The 16,946-nt window shown below is 64.2% G+C and carries 16 protein-coding genes and 1 pseudogene; 5 read left to right on the top strand and 12 right to left on the bottom strand.

Annotated elements, in window-relative coordinates:
- Positions 1 to 34: 34 nt before the first annotated feature.
- The 11 genes and pseudogenes from glsB to ACFPU0_RS24140 form a co-directional block, all read right to left on the bottom strand.
- Positions 35 to 943, bottom strand: a complete 909-nt coding sequence (gene glsB / locus ACFPU0_RS24190) for a glutaminase B (RefSeq protein WP_377695826.1) — start codon at positions 941 to 943, stop codon at positions 35 to 37.
- Positions 944 to 1,022: 79 nt separating this feature from the next.
- The gene (locus tag ACFPU0_RS24185) at positions 1,023 to 1,715 is read right to left on the bottom strand and encodes a response regulator (protein ID WP_377695825.1); all 693 of its coding nucleotides are present in this window, start codon (positions 1,713 to 1,715) and stop codon (positions 1,023 to 1,025) included.
- A 162-nt stretch (positions 1,716 to 1,877) separates the two neighbouring features.
- Positions 1,878 to 4,526: an ATP-binding protein gene (locus ACFPU0_RS24180; RefSeq protein ID WP_377695824.1), complete on the bottom strand. Its 2,649-nt coding sequence runs from the start codon at positions 4,524 to 4,526 to the stop codon at positions 1,878 to 1,880.
- Positions 4,523 to 5,074 (bottom strand): potassium-transporting ATPase subunit KdpC, encoded by a 552-nt coding sequence (gene kdpC / locus ACFPU0_RS24175; protein WP_377695823.1) that lies wholly within the window; start codon positions 5,072 to 5,074, stop codon positions 4,523 to 4,525. Before kdpC ends, ACFPU0_RS24180 begins: the two co-directional genes overlap by 4 nt.
- Positions 5,075 to 5,170: 96 nt before the next feature.
- Positions 5,171 to 7,222, bottom strand: coding sequence for a potassium-transporting ATPase subunit KdpB (gene kdpB, locus ACFPU0_RS24170; protein ID WP_377695822.1), 2,052 nt, complete (start codon positions 7,220 to 7,222; stop codon positions 5,171 to 5,173).
- A 12-nt stretch (positions 7,223 to 7,234) separates the two neighbouring features.
- Positions 7,235 to 8,935: a potassium-transporting ATPase subunit KdpA gene (gene kdpA / locus ACFPU0_RS24165; protein WP_377695821.1), complete on the bottom strand. Its 1,701-nt coding sequence runs from the start codon at positions 8,933 to 8,935 to the stop codon at positions 7,235 to 7,237.
- A gap of 8 nt (positions 8,936 to 8,943) precedes the next feature.
- Positions 8,944 to 9,033 carry a K(+)-transporting ATPase subunit F gene (gene kdpF, locus ACFPU0_RS24160; protein ID WP_036996920.1) on the bottom strand — a complete coding sequence of 30 codons (90 nt, stop codon included), beginning with the start codon at positions 9,031 to 9,033 and terminating at the stop codon, positions 8,944 to 8,946.
- A 289-nt stretch (positions 9,034 to 9,322) separates the two neighbouring features.
- Positions 9,323 to 9,994, bottom strand: coding sequence for a dienelactone hydrolase family protein (locus ACFPU0_RS24155; protein WP_377695820.1), 672 nt, complete (start codon positions 9,992 to 9,994; stop codon positions 9,323 to 9,325).
- A gap of 10 nt (positions 9,995 to 10,004) precedes the next feature.
- A pseudogene (locus tag ACFPU0_RS24150) lies at positions 10,005 to 10,241 on the bottom strand (phosphoribosyltransferase); the annotation flags it as partial.
- 232 nt (positions 10,242 to 10,473) lie between these two features.
- Complete coding sequence (locus tag ACFPU0_RS24145) at positions 10,474 to 11,391, bottom strand: universal stress protein (protein WP_377695819.1); 918 nt, start codon at positions 11,389 to 11,391, stop codon at positions 10,474 to 10,476.
- Between the two features lie 190 nt (positions 11,392 to 11,581).
- Positions 11,582 to 12,070: a hypothetical protein gene (locus tag ACFPU0_RS24140; protein ID WP_377695818.1), complete on the bottom strand. Its 489-nt coding sequence runs from the start codon at positions 12,068 to 12,070 to the stop codon at positions 11,582 to 11,584.
- Between the two features lie 271 nt (positions 12,071 to 12,341).
- On the opposite strand from ACFPU0_RS24140, the gene ACFPU0_RS24135 reads away from it, so the two are divergent.
- Positions 12,342 to 12,521 carry a helix-turn-helix domain-containing protein gene (locus ACFPU0_RS24135; RefSeq protein ID WP_417715040.1) on the top strand — a complete coding sequence of 60 codons (180 nt, stop codon included), beginning with the start codon at positions 12,342 to 12,344 and terminating at the stop codon, positions 12,519 to 12,521.
- 19 nt (positions 12,522 to 12,540) lie between these two features.
- On the opposite strand, the gene ACFPU0_RS24130 is transcribed toward ACFPU0_RS24135, so the two are convergent.
- Positions 12,541 to 13,440 carry a universal stress protein gene (locus ACFPU0_RS24130; RefSeq protein ID WP_377695816.1) on the bottom strand — a complete coding sequence of 300 codons (900 nt, stop codon included), beginning with the start codon at positions 13,438 to 13,440 and terminating at the stop codon, positions 12,541 to 12,543.
- Between the two features lie 374 nt (positions 13,441 to 13,814).
- On the opposite strand from ACFPU0_RS24130, the gene ACFPU0_RS24125 reads away from it, so the two are divergent.
- From ACFPU0_RS24125 to ACFPU0_RS24110, 4 genes are all read left to right on the top strand, one after another.
- Positions 13,815 to 14,366 carry a GNAT family N-acetyltransferase gene (locus ACFPU0_RS24125; RefSeq protein ID WP_377695815.1) on the top strand — a complete coding sequence of 184 codons (552 nt, stop codon included), beginning with the start codon at positions 13,815 to 13,817 and terminating at the stop codon, positions 14,364 to 14,366.
- A 110-nt stretch (positions 14,367 to 14,476) separates the two neighbouring features.
- Positions 14,477 to 15,019, top strand: coding sequence for an Hsp20/alpha crystallin family protein (locus ACFPU0_RS24120; protein ID WP_377695814.1), 543 nt, complete (start codon positions 14,477 to 14,479; stop codon positions 15,017 to 15,019).
- Positions 15,020 to 15,101: 82 nt separating this feature from the next.
- The gene (locus tag ACFPU0_RS24115) at positions 15,102 to 16,085 is read left to right on the top strand and encodes a ribose-phosphate diphosphokinase (protein ID WP_377695813.1); all 984 of its coding nucleotides are present in this window, start codon (positions 15,102 to 15,104) and stop codon (positions 16,083 to 16,085) included.
- On the top strand, positions 16,082 to 16,666 hold the full coding sequence (locus ACFPU0_RS24110; protein WP_377695812.1) for a phosphoribosyltransferase family protein: 585 nt from the start codon (positions 16,082 to 16,084) through the stop codon (positions 16,664 to 16,666). Before ACFPU0_RS24115 ends, ACFPU0_RS24110 begins: the two co-directional genes overlap by 4 nt.
- The last annotated feature ends 280 nt before the right edge of the window (positions 16,667 to 16,946 follow it).

Here is a 16,946-nt window from a genome sequence, read left to right as displayed (position 1 = left end):
ACAGGTCGCTCCTGGCAGGTCCAGCATTCATCCCCTAGAAAATCGACCAGCCGATCCGCTCGGACAGCATTTCCAGCGCCGCCATGCCGGCCAGGGAATTGCCGGCCGGATTCAGCTCCGGGGACCACACGCAGACGGTGAAGCGGCCGGGCACCACCGCGACTATCCCGCCCCCTACCCCGCTCTTGCCCGGCAGGCCGACGCGATAGGCGAAGTTGCCGGCCTCGTCATAGAGGCCGCTGGTGGCCATGATGGCATTGACCTGCTTGGCCTGGCGCGGGGTGAGCACCTGTTCGCCGCTGTGGGGGCTGACGCCGTTGTTGGCGAGGAAGCTGAAGGCCAGGGCCAGGTCGGCGCAGCTCATGCGAATGGCGCAATGGTGGAAATAGCTGTGCAGCACGGCCTCCACGTCGTTGTGGAAGTTGCCGAAGGACTGCATCAGGTAGGCCATGGCAGCGTTGCGGGCGCGATGCTGGTACTCGGAACGGGCCACTACCTCGTCCGACACCACGTGGGGGTTGCCCGACAGGCGCCGGACGAAATCGCGCATGGACAGCGGCGGCGCGGCGAAGCGCGATTCGTTGATGTCGCAGATCACCAGGGCACCGGCGTTGATGAAGGGATTGCGGGGCACGCCGCGTTCGAACTCCAGCTGCACCAGCGAGTTGAACGGCTGGCCCGAGGGTTCGTGCCCCAGGCGCTGCCAGATGGACTCGCCGGAATGCTGGATCGCCTGCACCAGGCTGAACACCTTGGAGATGCTCTGGATGGAAAACTGCGTCAGGCCATCGCCCGCGTAGGACAACTCGCCGTCGTTGCTGTAGACGGCGATGCCGAGCTGGTCCGGGCTGATGCAGGAAAGCGCGGGAATGTAACTGGCGACCTTGCCCTGACCGATCAGGGGACGGACGTCTTCGAGGATTTCGTTCAACAGCTGCTGCATGCTGGTCCTTCCAATGGGGAGCGCCACCGCGCTCATGGAGCACCTGACGCGCGCCGCGCCCCTGGCGGCACAGCTGCGGTCAGGCTTCCTTCAGGCGATAACCGACCCCGGCCTCGGTGACAATGAAACGCGGGTTGGCCGGGTCGTCGCCGAGCTTCTGCCGCAGGTGACCGACCACCACGCGCAGGTAATGGCTGTCCTCGACATGGGTGGGCCCCCAGATGTCCTTGAGCAATTGCTGCTGGGTCACCACCCGGCCCAGGTGACGGGCCAGCTGGGCGAGCACCGCGTACTCCTTGCGGGTGAGCGCGACCTCCTCGCCGTCCAGGGTCACCCGGCGGTAGGCGAAGTCCAGCGAAAGCGGGCCGCTGACGATGCTGGCCTGCTGCTGTTCGCCGGCACCGCCCTGGCGCAGCAGCACCCGCACCCGGGCGAGGAACTCTTGAATGCTGAAGGGCTTGGTCACGTAGTCGTTGGCGCCGCCGTCCAGGGCCAGCACCTTCTCACCCTCGCTGGCACGCACCGAGAGCACCAGCACCGGCACCTGGGACCACTCGCGCAATTCGCGCAGCACGTCCTTGCCGTCCAGGTCCGGTAGGCCGAGGTCGAGCACCACCAGGTCGGGCAGGGCCAGCGCGGCCTGGGCCAGTCCCTCGCGGCCATTGGCACCTTCCAGTACCCGGTAGCCCTGGGCAGCCAGGCTGATGCGCAGGAACTTGCGGATCTGCACTTCGTCGTCGATGACCAGGATGGTCGGTTGGTTGGTTGTCATGGGGTCCTTCATCGAATCCATTTGCGGTTGGGGCGCCATTCTCTGTAGGGGCGAATTCATTCGCCAAGCCGACCGCAGGTCTGCCCTGGTAGCCCGACGGGGGCAGCTGCGCCGCCCTTGGCGAATGAATTCGCCCCTACAACATCCCCCCACCTGTAGCTCTCATTCTTCCTCCAACCGTGGTTGCGGATGCAGCGGCAGGTGCAGGGTCAGGGTGGCGCCGCGGCCGTCCAGGCCATCGCCGACTGTCACGCGGCCGCCGTGGGCGCCTACCATGCCCTGGCAGATCGCCAGGCCGAGGCCGGTGCCCTGCCCGCCGCGGTCGCCACGGGCAGCGGTATAGAACATGTCGAAGATCCTGTCGCGCTCTTCCGGCGGAATGCCCGGCCCCTGGTCGCTGACGGCGAAGCGCAGCTCGGCCTCGTCGGCCTCCAGCGCAATCCGCAGGCGCCCCTCGCCGGGGGAGAAGCGTGCCGCGTTTTCCAGCACATTGACCAGCGCCTGCTCGATCAGGGCGGCATGCACATAGAGCAGCGGCAAGGTCTCCGGCACAAGGGTTTCCACCTGCAGCGGCGCCAGCACCGGACGCAGGCGTTGCAGGGCGCTGGCGACGATGTCCACCGGCGCCACCCAGTCGCGGGCCAGCTTGAGGGTGCCGTGGCCGAGGCGGGTCATGTCCAGCAGATTCTGAATGTAGCGGTCCAGGCGTTCGGCTTCGTCACGGGTGCCTTCCAGCAGCTCGCGGCGATCGGCCACGGGAATGGCCTCGCCCAGGGCCAGCAGGCTGTCGATGGAACCGCGCATGGCGGTGAGCGGCGTGCGCAGGTCGTGGGAGACCGAGGCCAGCAAGGCGCTGCGCAGCTGTTCGGTTTCACCATGCAGGCGCGCCGCTTCGAGTTCCTCGGCCAACTGGGCGCGGGCCAGAGCCTGGGCCAGGGGCTGGCCGAGGGCGGCGATCAGCCGGCGCCGGTCGGCGGGCAACGGCGCATCATCGCGGCGGCTCACGCCCAGCAGCGCCAGCGGTCCCTCCTCCACCGACAGCGGCAGCCACCACCAACGGCCGCCCGGCAGCGTATCGGTGCTCCGTCCCGCCGGCTGGTCATGCTGCCAGGACCACTCCGCCGCCGCCCGTTCCTGATCGCCCAGCAGGCGCTGGGCACCGGCCTCCACCTTCCAGACGCCATCGCGGCCCCGAGACAGCAGGCAGACCTCCAGATCCGTCCAGGCACCGAACTGCTGCGTCGCCACGTTCAACACCGCCTGGCGGTCGGTGGCGGCGGTGAGCTTGCGCGACAGGTCGAGCAGCGCCGTGGTTTCCGATTGGGTATCGCGCAGGGCGTCGAGCTGGCGGCGCTGGCGCGAGGCCAGGTTGCCGGTGAGCCCGGCCATCAGCAGGAAGAACAACAGGGTCAGCACATCTTCCTGGCGGGCGATGGTCAGGGAGAAGGTCGGCGGAATGAACAGGAAATCGTAGGCGAGGAACGACAGGCCGGCGCAGAGCAGCGCCGGCCCCAGGGTGCTGCGCACCGCCACCAGCAGCACCGCGGCGAGGAACACCAGGGAGATGTTGGGCAATGCCAGGGTATGGGACACCGCCCAGGCCAGGGCGCTGGCGGCGACGGCTGCCAGCACCGCCAGGCCGTAGTCCAGCAGGCTCGTGGGGTAACTTACGCGTGAGCTGGGCGGGCGGCTGTCGGCCTCGGTGTCCAGCACGCTGACTTCCAGCCCTTCGGCCAGGCGCAGCAGGCGTTCCGCCAGGCCCCGGCCCAACAGGCGGCGACGCAGGCGCAAGCGGCTGCGCCCCACCAGCAGCAGGCTGGCGCGGCGCTCCTCGGCGTGCTGTACCAGGGCCTTGGCCACGGATTCGGCGCGCAGTGTCACCACTTCGCCGCCCAGGCGCTCGGCCAACTGCTGGGCGCCCTGCAGCCGCGCGCGCCCCTCTTCGGAACGGTCCCGGCCGGTGTCCACATGCACCGCCGACCAGGGCAGGTGGCGCCGTTCGGCTACCCGGCTGGCATGGCGCACCAGGCGCTCGGCCTGATGGTCGCCGTCGATGCCCACCAGCAGCCGGCCGCGCACGGCGGGGGCTTCCAGGCCGCGCTGGCGGTATCGCCGGTTGAGGTCGGCGTCCACCCGCGCGGCGGCGGTCTGCATGGCCAGCTCGCGCAAGGCGGTGAGGTTGGTCTGGGAGAAGAAGGCGTCGATGGCCGCGCGCGCCTGCTCGGGCACATAGACCTTGCCCTCGCGCAGGCGCTCCAGCAGTTCGCGCGGCGGCAGGTCGACCAGCAGGATCTCGTCGGCCTCCTGCAGCACCCAGTCCGGCAGGGTCTCGCGCACCTGCACGCCGGTGATGTCGCGCACCTGGTCGTTGAGGGCTTCCAGGTGCTGGACGTTGACCGTGGTGTAGACGTCGATGCCGGCATCGATCAGTTCCTGCACGTCCTGCCAGCGCTTGGCATGGCGGCTGCCGGGGGCGTTGGTGTGGGCCAGCTCGTCCACCAGCACCAGCTTCGGCGGATGGGCGAGGATGCCGTCGAGATCCATCTCGGCAAGATTCATCCCCCGGTATTCGAAACGCCGCAGCGGTTGCTGCGGCAGCCCGGCGAGCATGGCTTCGGTTTCCGCACGGCCATGGGTCTCGACCACCCCGGCCCGCAGGTCCACGCCCTGGCGCAATTGCGCCTGGGCGGCCTGGAGCATGGCGTAGGTCTTGCCCACGCCAGGGGCCGCACCGAGGAAGACCTTCAGCCGGCCGCGCCCATCGCGGGGCGTGTCGGCCAGCAGCGCGTCGGCGCGCAGGGCATCGCTCATCGCGTCATCTCGTTCAGCGCCGTATTCAGGGTCAGCACATTGACCACCGCCGGGCCCACCAGGGGCCGTGCGGTGTTCTGCTCCACCAGGCGCTCCAGGGTCTCGACGGGCAAGCCGCGTTCAGCGGCGATGCGCGGGATCTGGAAGCGCGCGGCGGCCGGCGGCAGGTGCGGGTCCAGGCCGCTGCCGGAGGTGGTCACCAGGGCCATGGGCACCTTGCCACGGCCTTCAGTGGCCAGGCGGTGCGCATCCTGGTTGATGCGTTCGGCCAGGGCCGGATTGCTCGGCGCCAGGTTGCTGGCGCCGCTGGACAGGGTAGCGTAGCCGGCGGCCGACGGGCGCGGCTGGAACCAACCGGCGCCCTCGAAGTTCTGCGCCAGCAGCGCGCTGCCGCGCACCTCGCCCTTGGCGTCATGCACCAGGCTGCCATTGGCCTGTTCGGGGAAGGCCAGCTGGGCGATGCCGGTGACGGTCAGCGGGTAGGCGACACCAGTGATCAGGGTCATCAGGGCCAGGAGGCTCAAGGCTGGACGGAGTTGGCTAAGCATATTCAGTTCCTCGTTGGAAATCTAAGTCAGAGCAGGGGCGGTTCCCTCTCCCCCGGCCCCTCTCCCGCAAGCGGGAGAGGGGAGAAAAAACCGGGTTCAGACCAATCCCACCGCGTTGAGCAGCAGGTCGATCAGCTTGATGCCGATAAAGGGCGCGACTATGCCGCCCAGGCCGTAGATCAGCAGGTTGCGCCGCAGCAGATGGGCGGCGTCCGTCGCCTGCACCCGTACCCCGCGCAGGGCCAGGGGGATCAGCGCGACGATGATCAGCGCGTTGAACACGATGGCCGAGAGGATCGCGCTCTGCGGGCTGGCCAGCCCCATGACGTTGAGCACGCCGAGTTGCGGATGGATGCCGGCGAACAGCGCGGGGAGGATGGCGAAGTACTTGGCCACGTCGTTGGCCACCGAGAAGGTGGTCAGCGCACCACGGGTCACCAGCAACTCCTTGCCCACCTGCACCACGTCCAGCAGCTTGGTCGGGTCGCTGTCCAGGTCCACCAGGTTGGCGGCCTCGCGGGCGGCCTGGGTGCCGTCGTTCATCGCCAGGCCGACGTCGGCCTGGGCCAGCGCCGGGGCGTCGTTGGCGCCGTCGCCGCACATGGCGACCATCTTGCCCTCACCCTGATCAAGGCGAATGCGCGCCAGCTTCTTCTCCGGCGTGGCTTCGGCGATCACGTCATCCACCCCGGCTTCGGCGGCGATCGCGGCAGCGGTCAGGGGGTTGTCGCCGGTCACCATCACGGTACGGATGCCCATCTGCCGCAATTCGGCGAAGCGGTCGCGGATACCGGGCTTGACCACGTCCTTGAGGTGGATGGCGCCCAGCAGCTTGCCGTCGGCCGCCACCAGCAGCGGGGTGCCGCCGCTCTGGGCGATCTTCTCGACCTCGCGGGCCAGCGGCGCCGGTACGTCTTCGCGGCCCATGCCGACCCAGGCCAGTACAGCGTCCACCGCGCCCTTGCGGTAGCTGCGGCCCGCCCAGTCGGCGCCGGAGAGGCGGGTCTCGGCGGTGAAGGGGATCACCTGGATTTCCTCGCGGGCCGGTTCCTGCATCGAATGCAGCGCACGCAAGTACTCGACTATGGACTTGCCTTCCGGGGTCTCGTCGGCCAGGGAGGCCAGCAACGCGGCATCGGAGAGCTCCTTGCCGGCCACGCCGGGGGCCTTGATCATCGCGCTGCAGCGGCGGTTGCCGAAGGTGATGGTGCCGGTCTTGTCCAGCAGCAGCACGTGCACGTCACCGGCGGCTTCCACCGCGCGGCCGGACTTGGCGATCACGTTCAGGCGCACCAGGCGGTCCATGCCGGCGATACCGATGGCCGAGAGCAGACCGCCGATGGTGGTGGGGATCAAGGTCACCAGCAGCGCTACCAAGTAGACCAGCGGCAGGTCGCCGCCGGCGAAGCGGGCGAAGGGCTGCAGGGTGGCCACCACCAGCAGGAAGATCAGGGTCAGGCCGATCAGCAGGATGTCCAGCGCCACCTCGTTGGGGGTCTTCTGGCGCTTGGCGCCCTCCACCAGGGCGATCATCCGGTCCAGGGTGGATTCGCCGGGGTTGGCGGTGATTCTGACCAGCAGCCAGTCGGAGACGATGCGGGTGTTGCCGGTGACGGCGGAACGGTCGCCGCCTGACTCACGGATCACCGGTGCCGATTCGCCCGTGATAGCCGCTTCGTTGACCGCGGCGATCCCTTCGATCACTTCGCCGTCGCCCGGAATCAGCTCACCGGCCTGGACACGTACGATGTCGCCACGACGCAGGCTGGCGGCCGAAATGGTCTCGAACTGGCCATTGCCCTTGCGCCGCCGCGCGGTCAGGCCCTGGCTGCCGGCCCGCAGGCTGTCGGCGCGGGCCTTGCCACGGCCCTCGGCCAGGGCCTCGGCGAAGTTGGCGAAGAGCACGGTGAACCACAGCCAGAGGGCGATCTGCACGGCGAGAGCGGTGCTCACCGCCGGGTTGGGGATGAAGCAGAGCACAGTGGTCAGCAGCGCGGTCAACTCGACCACCAGGATCACCGGCGAGCGCACCAGCTGGCGCGGGTCGAGTTTGACGAAGGCCTGGCGCAGCGCCGGCTTCCACAGCGCGGCGAAGGAGGTCCCGGGTTGCTGCTTGGCGCCCTTGAGCGCCTTTATCGGGGCATTCATTAAAGTTCTCCGTCAGAAGCCCTGGGCCAGCGCCAGGTGTTCGGCGATGGGCCCGAGGGCCAGCGCCGGGAGGAAGGTCAGGCCGCCCACCAGCAGGATGGTCAGGGTCAACAGGGTGACGAACAGCGGGCCGTGGGTGGGGAAGCTGTTGGCGCCCAGCGGCGCGCGCTTCTTCATCGCCAGGCTGCCGGCGATGGCCAGCACCGGGAGGATGTAGCCGAAGCGGCCGAGGAGCATGGCGAGACCGATCAGCACGTTGTGGAACGGCGTGTTGGCTTGGAGGCCAGCAAAGGCCGAACCATTGTTGGCGGTGCCCGAGGTGTAGGCGTAGAGGGCCTGGCTGAAGCCGTGGGCGCCCGGGTTGGTGATGGACGCCGCAGGGCCTTCGAGGCTGATAGCCAGGCCGCAGAACACCAGCACGCCCACCGGCATCACCAGCAGGGTCGCCACCAGCAGGCGCACTTCGCGGGCCTCCAGCTTCTTGCCGAGGTATTCCGGGGTGCGGCCGATCATCAGGCCGGCGAGGAACACGGCGATCAGCACGAACAACAGCATGCCGTAGAGACCGGCGCCGACGCCGCCGAAGATGACCTCGCCGAGCATCATGTTGAACATCGGGATCATCCCGCCGATGGCGCTGAAGCTGTCGTGCATGGCGTTGACCGAGCCGTTGGAGGCGGCGGTGGTGGTCACCGCCCAGAGTGCCGAGGCGGCGATGCCGAAACGGCTTTCCTTGCCCTCCAGGGAACCGCTCTGCTCGATGGGCAACGCGGCCAGGGCCGGGTTCGGCTGGTATTCGCTGTACAGGGTCACGCCCAGGCCGATGATGAACAGCACCAGCATGCAGGCCAGCAGCGCACGGCTCTGGCGCAGGTCCTTGACGTAGTGTCCGAAAGTGAACACCAGGGCCGCCGGGACCAGGATGATGGAGGCCATCTCCAGCAGGTTGCTCCAGGCCGTGGGGTTCTCGAAGGGATGCGCCGAGTTGACACCGAAGAAGCCGCCGCCGTTGGTGCCCAGCTGCTTGATGGCGATCTGGCTGGCCGCCGGGCCGAGCGGGATGCTCTGCTCGGCACCCTGCAGGGTCACCGCGTGGGCGTAGTCCGTCAGTGTCTGCGGCACACCCTGCCAGACCAGGAACAGCGCCAGCAGCAGGCACAGCGGCAGCAGGCCGTAGAGGGTGCCGCGAGTCAGGTCGACCCAGAAATTGCCCAGGCGGTCGGTGCTGCGGCGGCTGATGCCACGGGCCAAGGCCACCAGCACGCAGAGGCCGACGGCGGCGCTGACGAAGTTCTGCACGCCCAGGCCCACCATCTGGCTGAAGTAGCTCAGGGTGGCTTCTCCGCTATACGCCTGCCAGTTGGTGTTGGTGACGAAGCTGACCGCGGTGTTGAACGCCAGGCTCCATTCCAGGCCTGGCAGCTTCTGCGGATTCAGCGGCAACGCGCCCTGCAGCATGAGGATGGCGAACAGCAGCACCAGGCCCGCCAGGTTGAAGGCCAGCAGGGCCGCGCAATAGCCCTTCCAGTCCTGCTCATGCTCGATGTCGACGCCGGAGATGCGGTAGCAGAAGCCCTCCACCGGCGCGAACACCGGGGTCAGGAAAGTGCGTTGCCCCTCCATCACCCGGTAGTAGAAGCGCCCCAGGAAAGGTGCCGGCACCAGCACCAGTACGAAAAAGGCCAGGATCAGGCCGATGTCCTGAAGTTGCATGGAGCCTCCTAGCCGCGCTCGGCGCGCAGCAGCGCCACCAGCAGATAGATGAAAAGCCCCATGGCCAGGACCAGGGACACCCCGTCGAGAATGCTCATTGCGTTTGCTCCTTGATGCGGTCTTTGCCGCCGTGGAGCCATTGTCGGAACGAGGGGCGTAAAGGAACGAGTCCCGGGGAGGTGGTGGGGCATCAAGAATGCGTAAAGAAGAGTGATGGGGAATGCCGCGCCAGATTCAGGATGACGCAGACGATGGCCACCCCCAGGGTGGCCATGCCCTTGTCCGGGTCGCTCCATTGGAGGCTGGGCAAGGCCTCCGCCGGTTACAGCGCTTGAATCTTCATCCGCGTGCCCTTGTCGCCCAGCGCGATGCAGCCACCAGCGTTGGTCAGAACCTGGTGGGCCCTTGCACGGGGTCGCCCAAGTGCGTCTCGAACCATTGGCCGGCCAGTCTCGCGACTTCCTCCAGCGCGCCCGGCTCTTCGAACAGGTGCGTCGCGCCAGGAATCACCTCCAGGCCTTGCTCGCACACCAGTGCGCGACTGGCCTTCCGGTTCAGCCCGAGCGTGACCCGGTCGCGAGCGCCGACGATTTGCAGGATCGGTGCACTCAACCGGCATAGTTCGCTGCCGGCCAGGTCGGTCCGGCCTCCGCGGCTGACGATTGCATCGACCCGATCCGGCCTCTGGATGGCAGCCAGGATCGCTGCGGCTGCGCCAGTGCTGGCGCCGAACAGCCCGATCGGCAGGTGCTTCAGCTCGGACTTGGCGGCAAGCCAGTCGAGGACCCCGACAAGCCGATGCGTCAGCATTGAAATGTCGAAGCGCATTTCACAGGTGACCCGGTCGACGCGATCCTCTGCTTCGGTGAGGAGGTCAAACAGCAGGGTTGCCAAGCCGCGCTCGCAAAGGTAACGCGCTACATGTTGATTGCGGGGGCTCGAGCGGCTGCTGCCGCTGCCGTGCACGAACACCACAAGGCCCCGTGCCCCGTCCGGCATCAACAGGTCACCGGCTAAACGCGCATCCGGCAGCTCAATGCTTTGCCGAGGTTGAAGCATTGGTCACCTCCTAAGGCTCAGCTTGCCCATACAATCCGCGGTGCCAGGCATGTTGCAGCAGATCAACCACCTCGCGATCCGCGACTTGCGAGAAATCCATGTACCAGCGGCCGATAGCCGTGAACCATTCAGGTACGAAGGGACAGACCACCTCGTCCACTTCCTCTCGCAGTTTCTCCAGGGTGTCATCCGGCGCCACAGGTACAGCGACTATCACTCGCGCCGCCCCTTGGGCACGCACGGCTTGCTTGGATTGAACCGTAATGCGTCATCCTGCCACCCACGAAACCAGCCCTGGGATGTAGCAAGCGCGGCAGCTCATCCGCAGCCTGCCTGCTCTAAAAATGCCCGTCCTCGAAACCGGCTCTACCTTCCAGTCCCTAACCAGTTTCCAGCCGCGACCGCTTCTCCCTGCAGCACTGCGGCCGGGTCGCTTACCGCGCGTTACCGAGTGATGGAAATAGCGCAGGCAACCCAAATCACGGACCTGCGTACCTCTCCTTGGGTTGAATTGCCAGGACACTTCCAGAGAGCCGGTAAAGTACCGTTTCGGTCGTGCTGCCGATCAAGTTGTCCAGGACCTTTCGGTGAACGCGCCCCATGACCACGACATCAGCCTGTTGTTCTTCCGCGAACTCGGTGATTCCCGTGACTGGATGGCCAACCATGAAGTGACGTCGCTCTGGCGGGACGCCGTGCTGTTCGGCCAAGTCGACGAAGGACTGATGCAGTGCGCTGCGCAACTCCTCGACAACATCCGCCCAGCCGGCAACCGTGTCGCCGGCGCTCGTCATGTAGGCCGGGATGTTGCTGTAGACATACAGCAATTGAAACTCGGCGCTGCATTGCGTGGCCAAACCGGCGCCGGCCGTGATGATCTGATCGTTGAGGCCCGAGTACTGTGCTTCGGGATCGGTCGGGTCGACCGCTGCCACGACCACCTGCGGCCTTGGATGACGGGCATCGTTCACCAGGTGAAGCGGCACAGGGCATTCACGCAACAGACACCAGTCCAGCGGTGTGACAAAAGCACGTTTGAGGACCGGCTCGCGCTGAATGTCCTTTACCAGTAAATCTGGCTGCATCTCCTGCACGTGACGAATGATCTCCTCGTGCGGGTCGTCGGTCCACACCACAGAGAACGTGGCGTCGATGCCCTTCTCTTTCAGCCTCTCGACTTCCTTGCTCCACCCTTTCTGCTGCTCGTTGAGCAGGCTTTTGCGAATCTGCTCCCTGAGTTCAGCCGCCAGTAGTGGAAAGGTCATAAAAGGTTCGACCAGAACCGTGATATGGAGCGGAGCGCTGCTGGCCATCGCGAGTGCTGCCGCTCTCTCGAACGCCGCGGACCGACGCTGTTCCGCATGACCTACCAACAGAATTCTATGGTTTTGGCTCATTGCCCACCTCCGTCGAACGATGTCGCGCAGGAGCTGTACGAAAAGTCATCGAGCGAAGGTCAGGCAAGATGAAGTCGGCCGAAGAAGTGCAGTCTACGGGCTGCAAATGAACTGTCTGAGGTCGATTTCAACGCAGCATCACCCCTGCGCAGGTACTTTTCCTGGTTAGCAAGGCGCTTCTCCGTGAGTCTTAGCGGAGCGGCGGGCCCATGTGCTGCTGATGCTGCATCATCTGGTCCATCATCATCTGTTGCATGCCCATGTACCTGTCCATCATGTACTGATGCTGCCTCACCTGCTCGGGCGTCATTTGGGAATAGTGGCTGCCCATCTGGCCCCAACCCATCATACGGCCGCCCATCATGCCGCCCGCGCAGCACCCCATCACTCCTCCGCCCCACATGCCATTCATCATCCGCATTCCTTGCTTCATCATGGCTTGGTGCTCTTGCATCAGTTTCTGGCGCTGCGCAGGATCGGCAGCTTTTTGAATCAGGCTCATTTGCTCCTGCATTCTTTGCAGGTTTTCCTGAGCCTTAGCCATCTCTTGATCAAATTTCTCAATGCTCATCGGCTGCTGTTGAGCCAGGTTGGCGGCTCTGGAGTCCTGCTGCGCAATGGTCAGCGCGGGAAAAAGCGCAGCCGCCAAAGCGATGGCGGCGAGTCTTGAAGCTTTCATGGTTCAGATCCTCGCAGCTTGTGAAAGACCAGGACTGCCATCTCAAACGCTGGCCCGGAGTACAGCCTCAAGCAAGGAAAGGGAGAGCGAATTGATGTGCATCAACTGTTTGCCCGGAAGTGCCCTGACGATCCCTCGCAAGCGAGCTTGAGAAAGGCTTCCAGCATTAAGAAATCGATTATTTACAATGACCTGCTTTTGCAAAGCGCAACCGGCCGCTACGTAAGCACGACTTCCTGATCCGCGCGGGCTCTCGGCATCGCACTTCATCTTGCCAATGAACCGTCGAGACATCGGCAATTACCTGGGCATGTCGATGGAGACGGTAAGCCGCCTGTTCGCCCGCTTTCGTGACATGAACCTCGTAGACAGCTCTGGCCAAGACTCACACCTTCTGAATATCCAGGCGCTGTGCGAGCAGGGCCGCCCTTCAGACGAAGGGAACCTTTGATACTTGAATGACCTGAAGCTCAATCATCCGGGCGTACCGCGATAATTGCCGGCACCCTGTAGAGGATCTGTTCCGCCGTACTACCAAGTACCTTGTCCAACCCTTTGTGTGTCAGGGTTCCCATCACCACCACATCCATCTGCTCGTGAACCGCGAACTCGGCGATGGTCTTCGCAGGCGTGCCAGAAAGGAAATGCCGATGATGTGGAGGAACTCCGCGGCGTTCGGCGAACAGATTGAAAGCGCTGTGCAGATTTCCACTGAGTTGCTGCTGAAGCTCCTCAGTCCAAGCCACAGGTCCCGCCGCATAGGCAAAGAAAGATCGTGACTGTTCGTAGGCCATCACCAGATGCAACTTTGCACCACATTGCCGTGCGAACTCTTCCGCCACTGACAGGATTTTCTCGTTCAGTGCCATGCCTTCCGTATCGGTGCGCGAAAGATCCACGGCTGCGGCCACCTTGCGTGGAAGCGGATGCTCGGCGGTGCTGACCAGATGCAGCGGAAGGGGGCAATTTCTGAGCAGTTGCCAATCCAGCGGCGTGATGAACATGCGCTTGAGCGGGAACTCGTGCCTGGCCGGCTTGATCACCAAGTCAGCCGGTTTGGTTTTCAGGTAGCGGAGCACTTCCATTTCGGGTTTGTCGGCCCAGAAAACTTCAGCACTCGCCTCGATTCCCTTGGCACGCAATTCCTCTCCCAACTTCTGAAGATAGGCATGCTGGCGCTCGAGAAAACCTTTCCTTACTTGCTCCAGAATGCTCTCGTCCAGTATCCAGAGCGTTTCCGAAGGCCCACCACAGACCAGTATATCGAGGGTGGCCCCGATGGCCTCCGCCAGTGCAGCCGCCCTATCGAGAGCTGGGGATTGAAGTTGGTCCGGATCGCTGATCACTAACAGGCGTTGTCGTGCGTTCATGATGACCTCTCGCAAGTTGCCGATCAGGGCTGCTCCGGAGCCCGGTGCGGTCAGCCTGCGCCTGGTCACCCCGCAACGGATTGATGTGCATCAAGGCAACCGCTGCCGACCGTCCTGCATCCGCCGACCAACAAGGGCCAGCCGACTCCGCAGGGCCCTCGATAGTTCAGCACGGCCCCATAAGGCTCGGCAAAAAGGGCCGCTGTCAGTTCTCCACGGCGGCGAACCAGCGCGCGAAGCCCCGTCCTATCCGGCATATCGAGATATGCGGACACAAGGCAATCGCTGTCTGTCTCGGAATTGATCTCTGTCAATCCGCCGCCCGGGCATGGGCGTAAATCTGAAGCGGCTTCCTCTTCAATGGAGTACGCAACATGCCCTCGCCCTACACCACTCACCGGGCGCTCTCCGAAGCCGAAGAGCATTGGATCGAGCATTTGAACGACGGCAGCCACGTCCTCATTCGACCGCTCAGGGAGGAGGATCGGGAACGCGAGATTGAGTTCATTCGTAATCTGTCGCCGGAAGCCCGCCATTTCCGCTTCCTTGGCGCAGTCAAGGAAGTCAGCCCCGCGCTCCTCGAGCAACTCATGCAAGTCGATTACCGCCACAAGATGGCGTTCGTCGCGCTTGCCCACCAGGACGGAAAACTGATCGAGGTAGGGGTCAGCCGTTACGCCGCTTCCGAAGAAAACGGTCAGTGCGAATGTGCCGTGACCGTAGCGGATGCCTGGCAGCATCGGGGCCTGGGCACCGCGCTGATGCGGCATCTCATTGAGACCGCCCGGCAGAACGGTTTCAAGCAGATGTACTCGGTGGATGCAGTGGACAATACCCGCTTGCAAGCCTTGGCCCGCGATCTGGGCTTCCGGAGTGCACACGACCCGGAGGATGCCGCACAGCTGATTCACAGCTTGCAGTTGTAAGTATCTGCCGGCTGCCAGGCGCTTCCTTGATTTCGATCATGAGTTCCCCGGCAGGTGCCACAGAATCAAAGAGTCACATTCCAAACACCCCCGAACAGGAGGGAATGAAAATGGCTGATTCGGCAAAGAAACTTCCTGAAGAGTCCGAAACCCAAGTAAGCAGAAGCCCTGCCCTGAGCGACTCGTGGCGACCGCTGGATACTTTGCGCCGGCAGGTAGACCGTCTATTCGAGGACTTTGGTCGATCCCCCCTGCATTTCCCGTTCAGCCGCAGCGCATTCGACGTCGAGCCATTCTGGAGGCGCAGCATTCCTGGCCACAGCGTGCCGGCCGTCGATATCACGGAAAAGGACAAATCCTTCGAAGTAACGGTCGAGCTGCCGGGCATGGAGGAGAAGGACATTCAGATCAGACTGGCCAATGGCAACCTGGTCATCAGCGGTGAAAAGAAGGACGAAAAAGAAGAGTCGCGCAAGGATTACTATCTCTCGGAAAGGCACTATGGCTCGTTCCAGCGCATTTTCAGCCTGCCGAAGGGCGTCGATGCGGAGCAGATCGAAGCGAGCTTCAGCAAAGGAGTCCTGACGATTTCATTGCCCAAGCGCCCCGAGGAGGTCAAGCCGGAGAAAGTCATCCCGGTCAAGTCGAGTTGATCGCCGTTGCGCAGGCCCTGCATCCGGTAGGGCCTGCGTCCTCCAGCGCCTCGATGGCGCCACGAACCCGCGGAGGTGATGCATGGTCAATGAAGCTCCCCTGCTTTTCGCACTTCATGAAAGCCAGTCCTTCGCTACCCGCGTCGCCCGGCACCTCGCTTTAACCTTGGGCAGCATCGGGGAACACGGGTATGAAGACGGCGAGTACAAGTGCCACCCTCTGGATCCTGTTGCAGGGAGAAATGTCGTCGTATTTTCCGGACTCTATCCGGAGCCCGGGCTGAGCGTGCATGACAAACTGTGCCGCCTGCTGTTCCTCTGTTCCGCAATCAAGGATGCGGGCGCCCGGCATCTTCAGATCGTTTCCCCCTACCTCTGCTACACGCGCAAGGAGCGACGCATCCAGGCGCAGGACCCGGTCATCACTCGTTACCTCGCCACGCTGATGGAAGCGAGCCGCATCGATAGCCTGATGACCATGGATGTGCACGACCAGGCGGCCTTCGACAATGCGTTCCGCATCCCAACCCGGCATCTGGAAAGCGCCCAACTCTTCGCCGAGCACTTTATCCGCTCGTACGAAGGCGAACCCCTCGTAGTCACATCTCCAGATCTAGGTGGAATCAAGCGAGCCGAACGCTTCCGTCAGATTCTGGAAGAGCGGCTTGGACATTCGATAGGTCGTGCGTGTGTGGAAAAATACCGCCACGACGAGTCTCTGAGCGGCGGCATGCTGGTGGGGAAAGTCGAAGGGTGTACCGTCATCCTGGTCGATGATCTCATCAGCACCGGATCCACCCTGCTGCGTGCGGCGGATGCCTGCCATGCAGGCGGCGCCCGCGACATCTATGCGATGGCCACACACGGGCTATTCACTCGCAGTAACGAGTTGCTGGAAAGCCCATTGTTCAAGAGAGTCGTAGTCAGTGACAGCATTCCGCCGCCCAAACTGGAGTCGGTCCTGAAGGCGGGTCACTTCGATGTACTGGACACTGCCGCCAGTATCGCTTCGGCCCTCGCCGTCCAGTACGGCATTGGCGATATTCAAAGGGACGCTGCTGAATGAACGATGCGGGCATGGTCGAACCTTTCTGCCTGTACGACGCGCAGGAACTCGAGGCCGTCCTGGCGTCCATGGCTCGTCAGCTGGCTTCGCTACTGTACGGCCAGCCTTTCGCCCTGGTCGGAATCCTCCGCCGCGGCGCGCCGTTGGCGGGCCTGCTGCAGAAGCACTACTGCAGCCAAACAGGCGAAATGCCTCCGCCACTCTACACGCTCAAGGTCAAGCGCTATGCCGACGACCTCAGTCTGCTGCATCCCGGCACAGCCCTTACCGAAAGTCCGGAACTGGCGGCACTCAACCTTGCCGAAACCCCGCTGCTGGTGGTGGATGATGTCCTCTACGAAGGGCATTCACTCCTGCGTTCCTGCGCCTACCTGGCACAACTGGGTGCGCGCAGGGTACACGCCGCAGTGTTGGTTGACCGTTGCGTTCGTACCCAGCCGATCCACGCGGACATCGTGGGTATCCGATTGCAGGTCGCTCCGGACGACATCGTCGAGTGCCATGTCCCTCCGTATGAAACGGACTTCCGCATTGAAATCATCCGCCACGGTCAACATCGCCCAGTCAGGAAACCGACATAGGTTTGGCGCACCTTGTCGCGGACTGCTGAGATTCCTTCGTATCGGGTTTGGAAACCTCATCTCCAGCAATCGATGCATAAGCGGACGTGATCGCCCTTGACGTCAGGATCTCCATGCCCCAACGAAGCTCTTACCTCAAACCGTGCAAGGCCCGGGTTGTTCAGGAGGAGCGCTCTCGGGCGCCCTTCCCGGCTGGCGGTGAAACGAATACCGGAGGGGGTTCGGCTATGCTCAGGTGAACCGGATCTGCTTCGATCGCATCGCGCAGATCAGTTCTGGA

The organism is Pseudomonas sp. GCM10022186 (assembly GCF_042656385.1).
Lineage (GTDB): Bacteria > Pseudomonadota > Gammaproteobacteria > Pseudomonadales > Pseudomonadaceae > Metapseudomonas.
The sequence above is the reverse complement of the archived record's forward strand: the minus strand, read 5'-3'. Positions and strand labels throughout refer to the sequence as shown.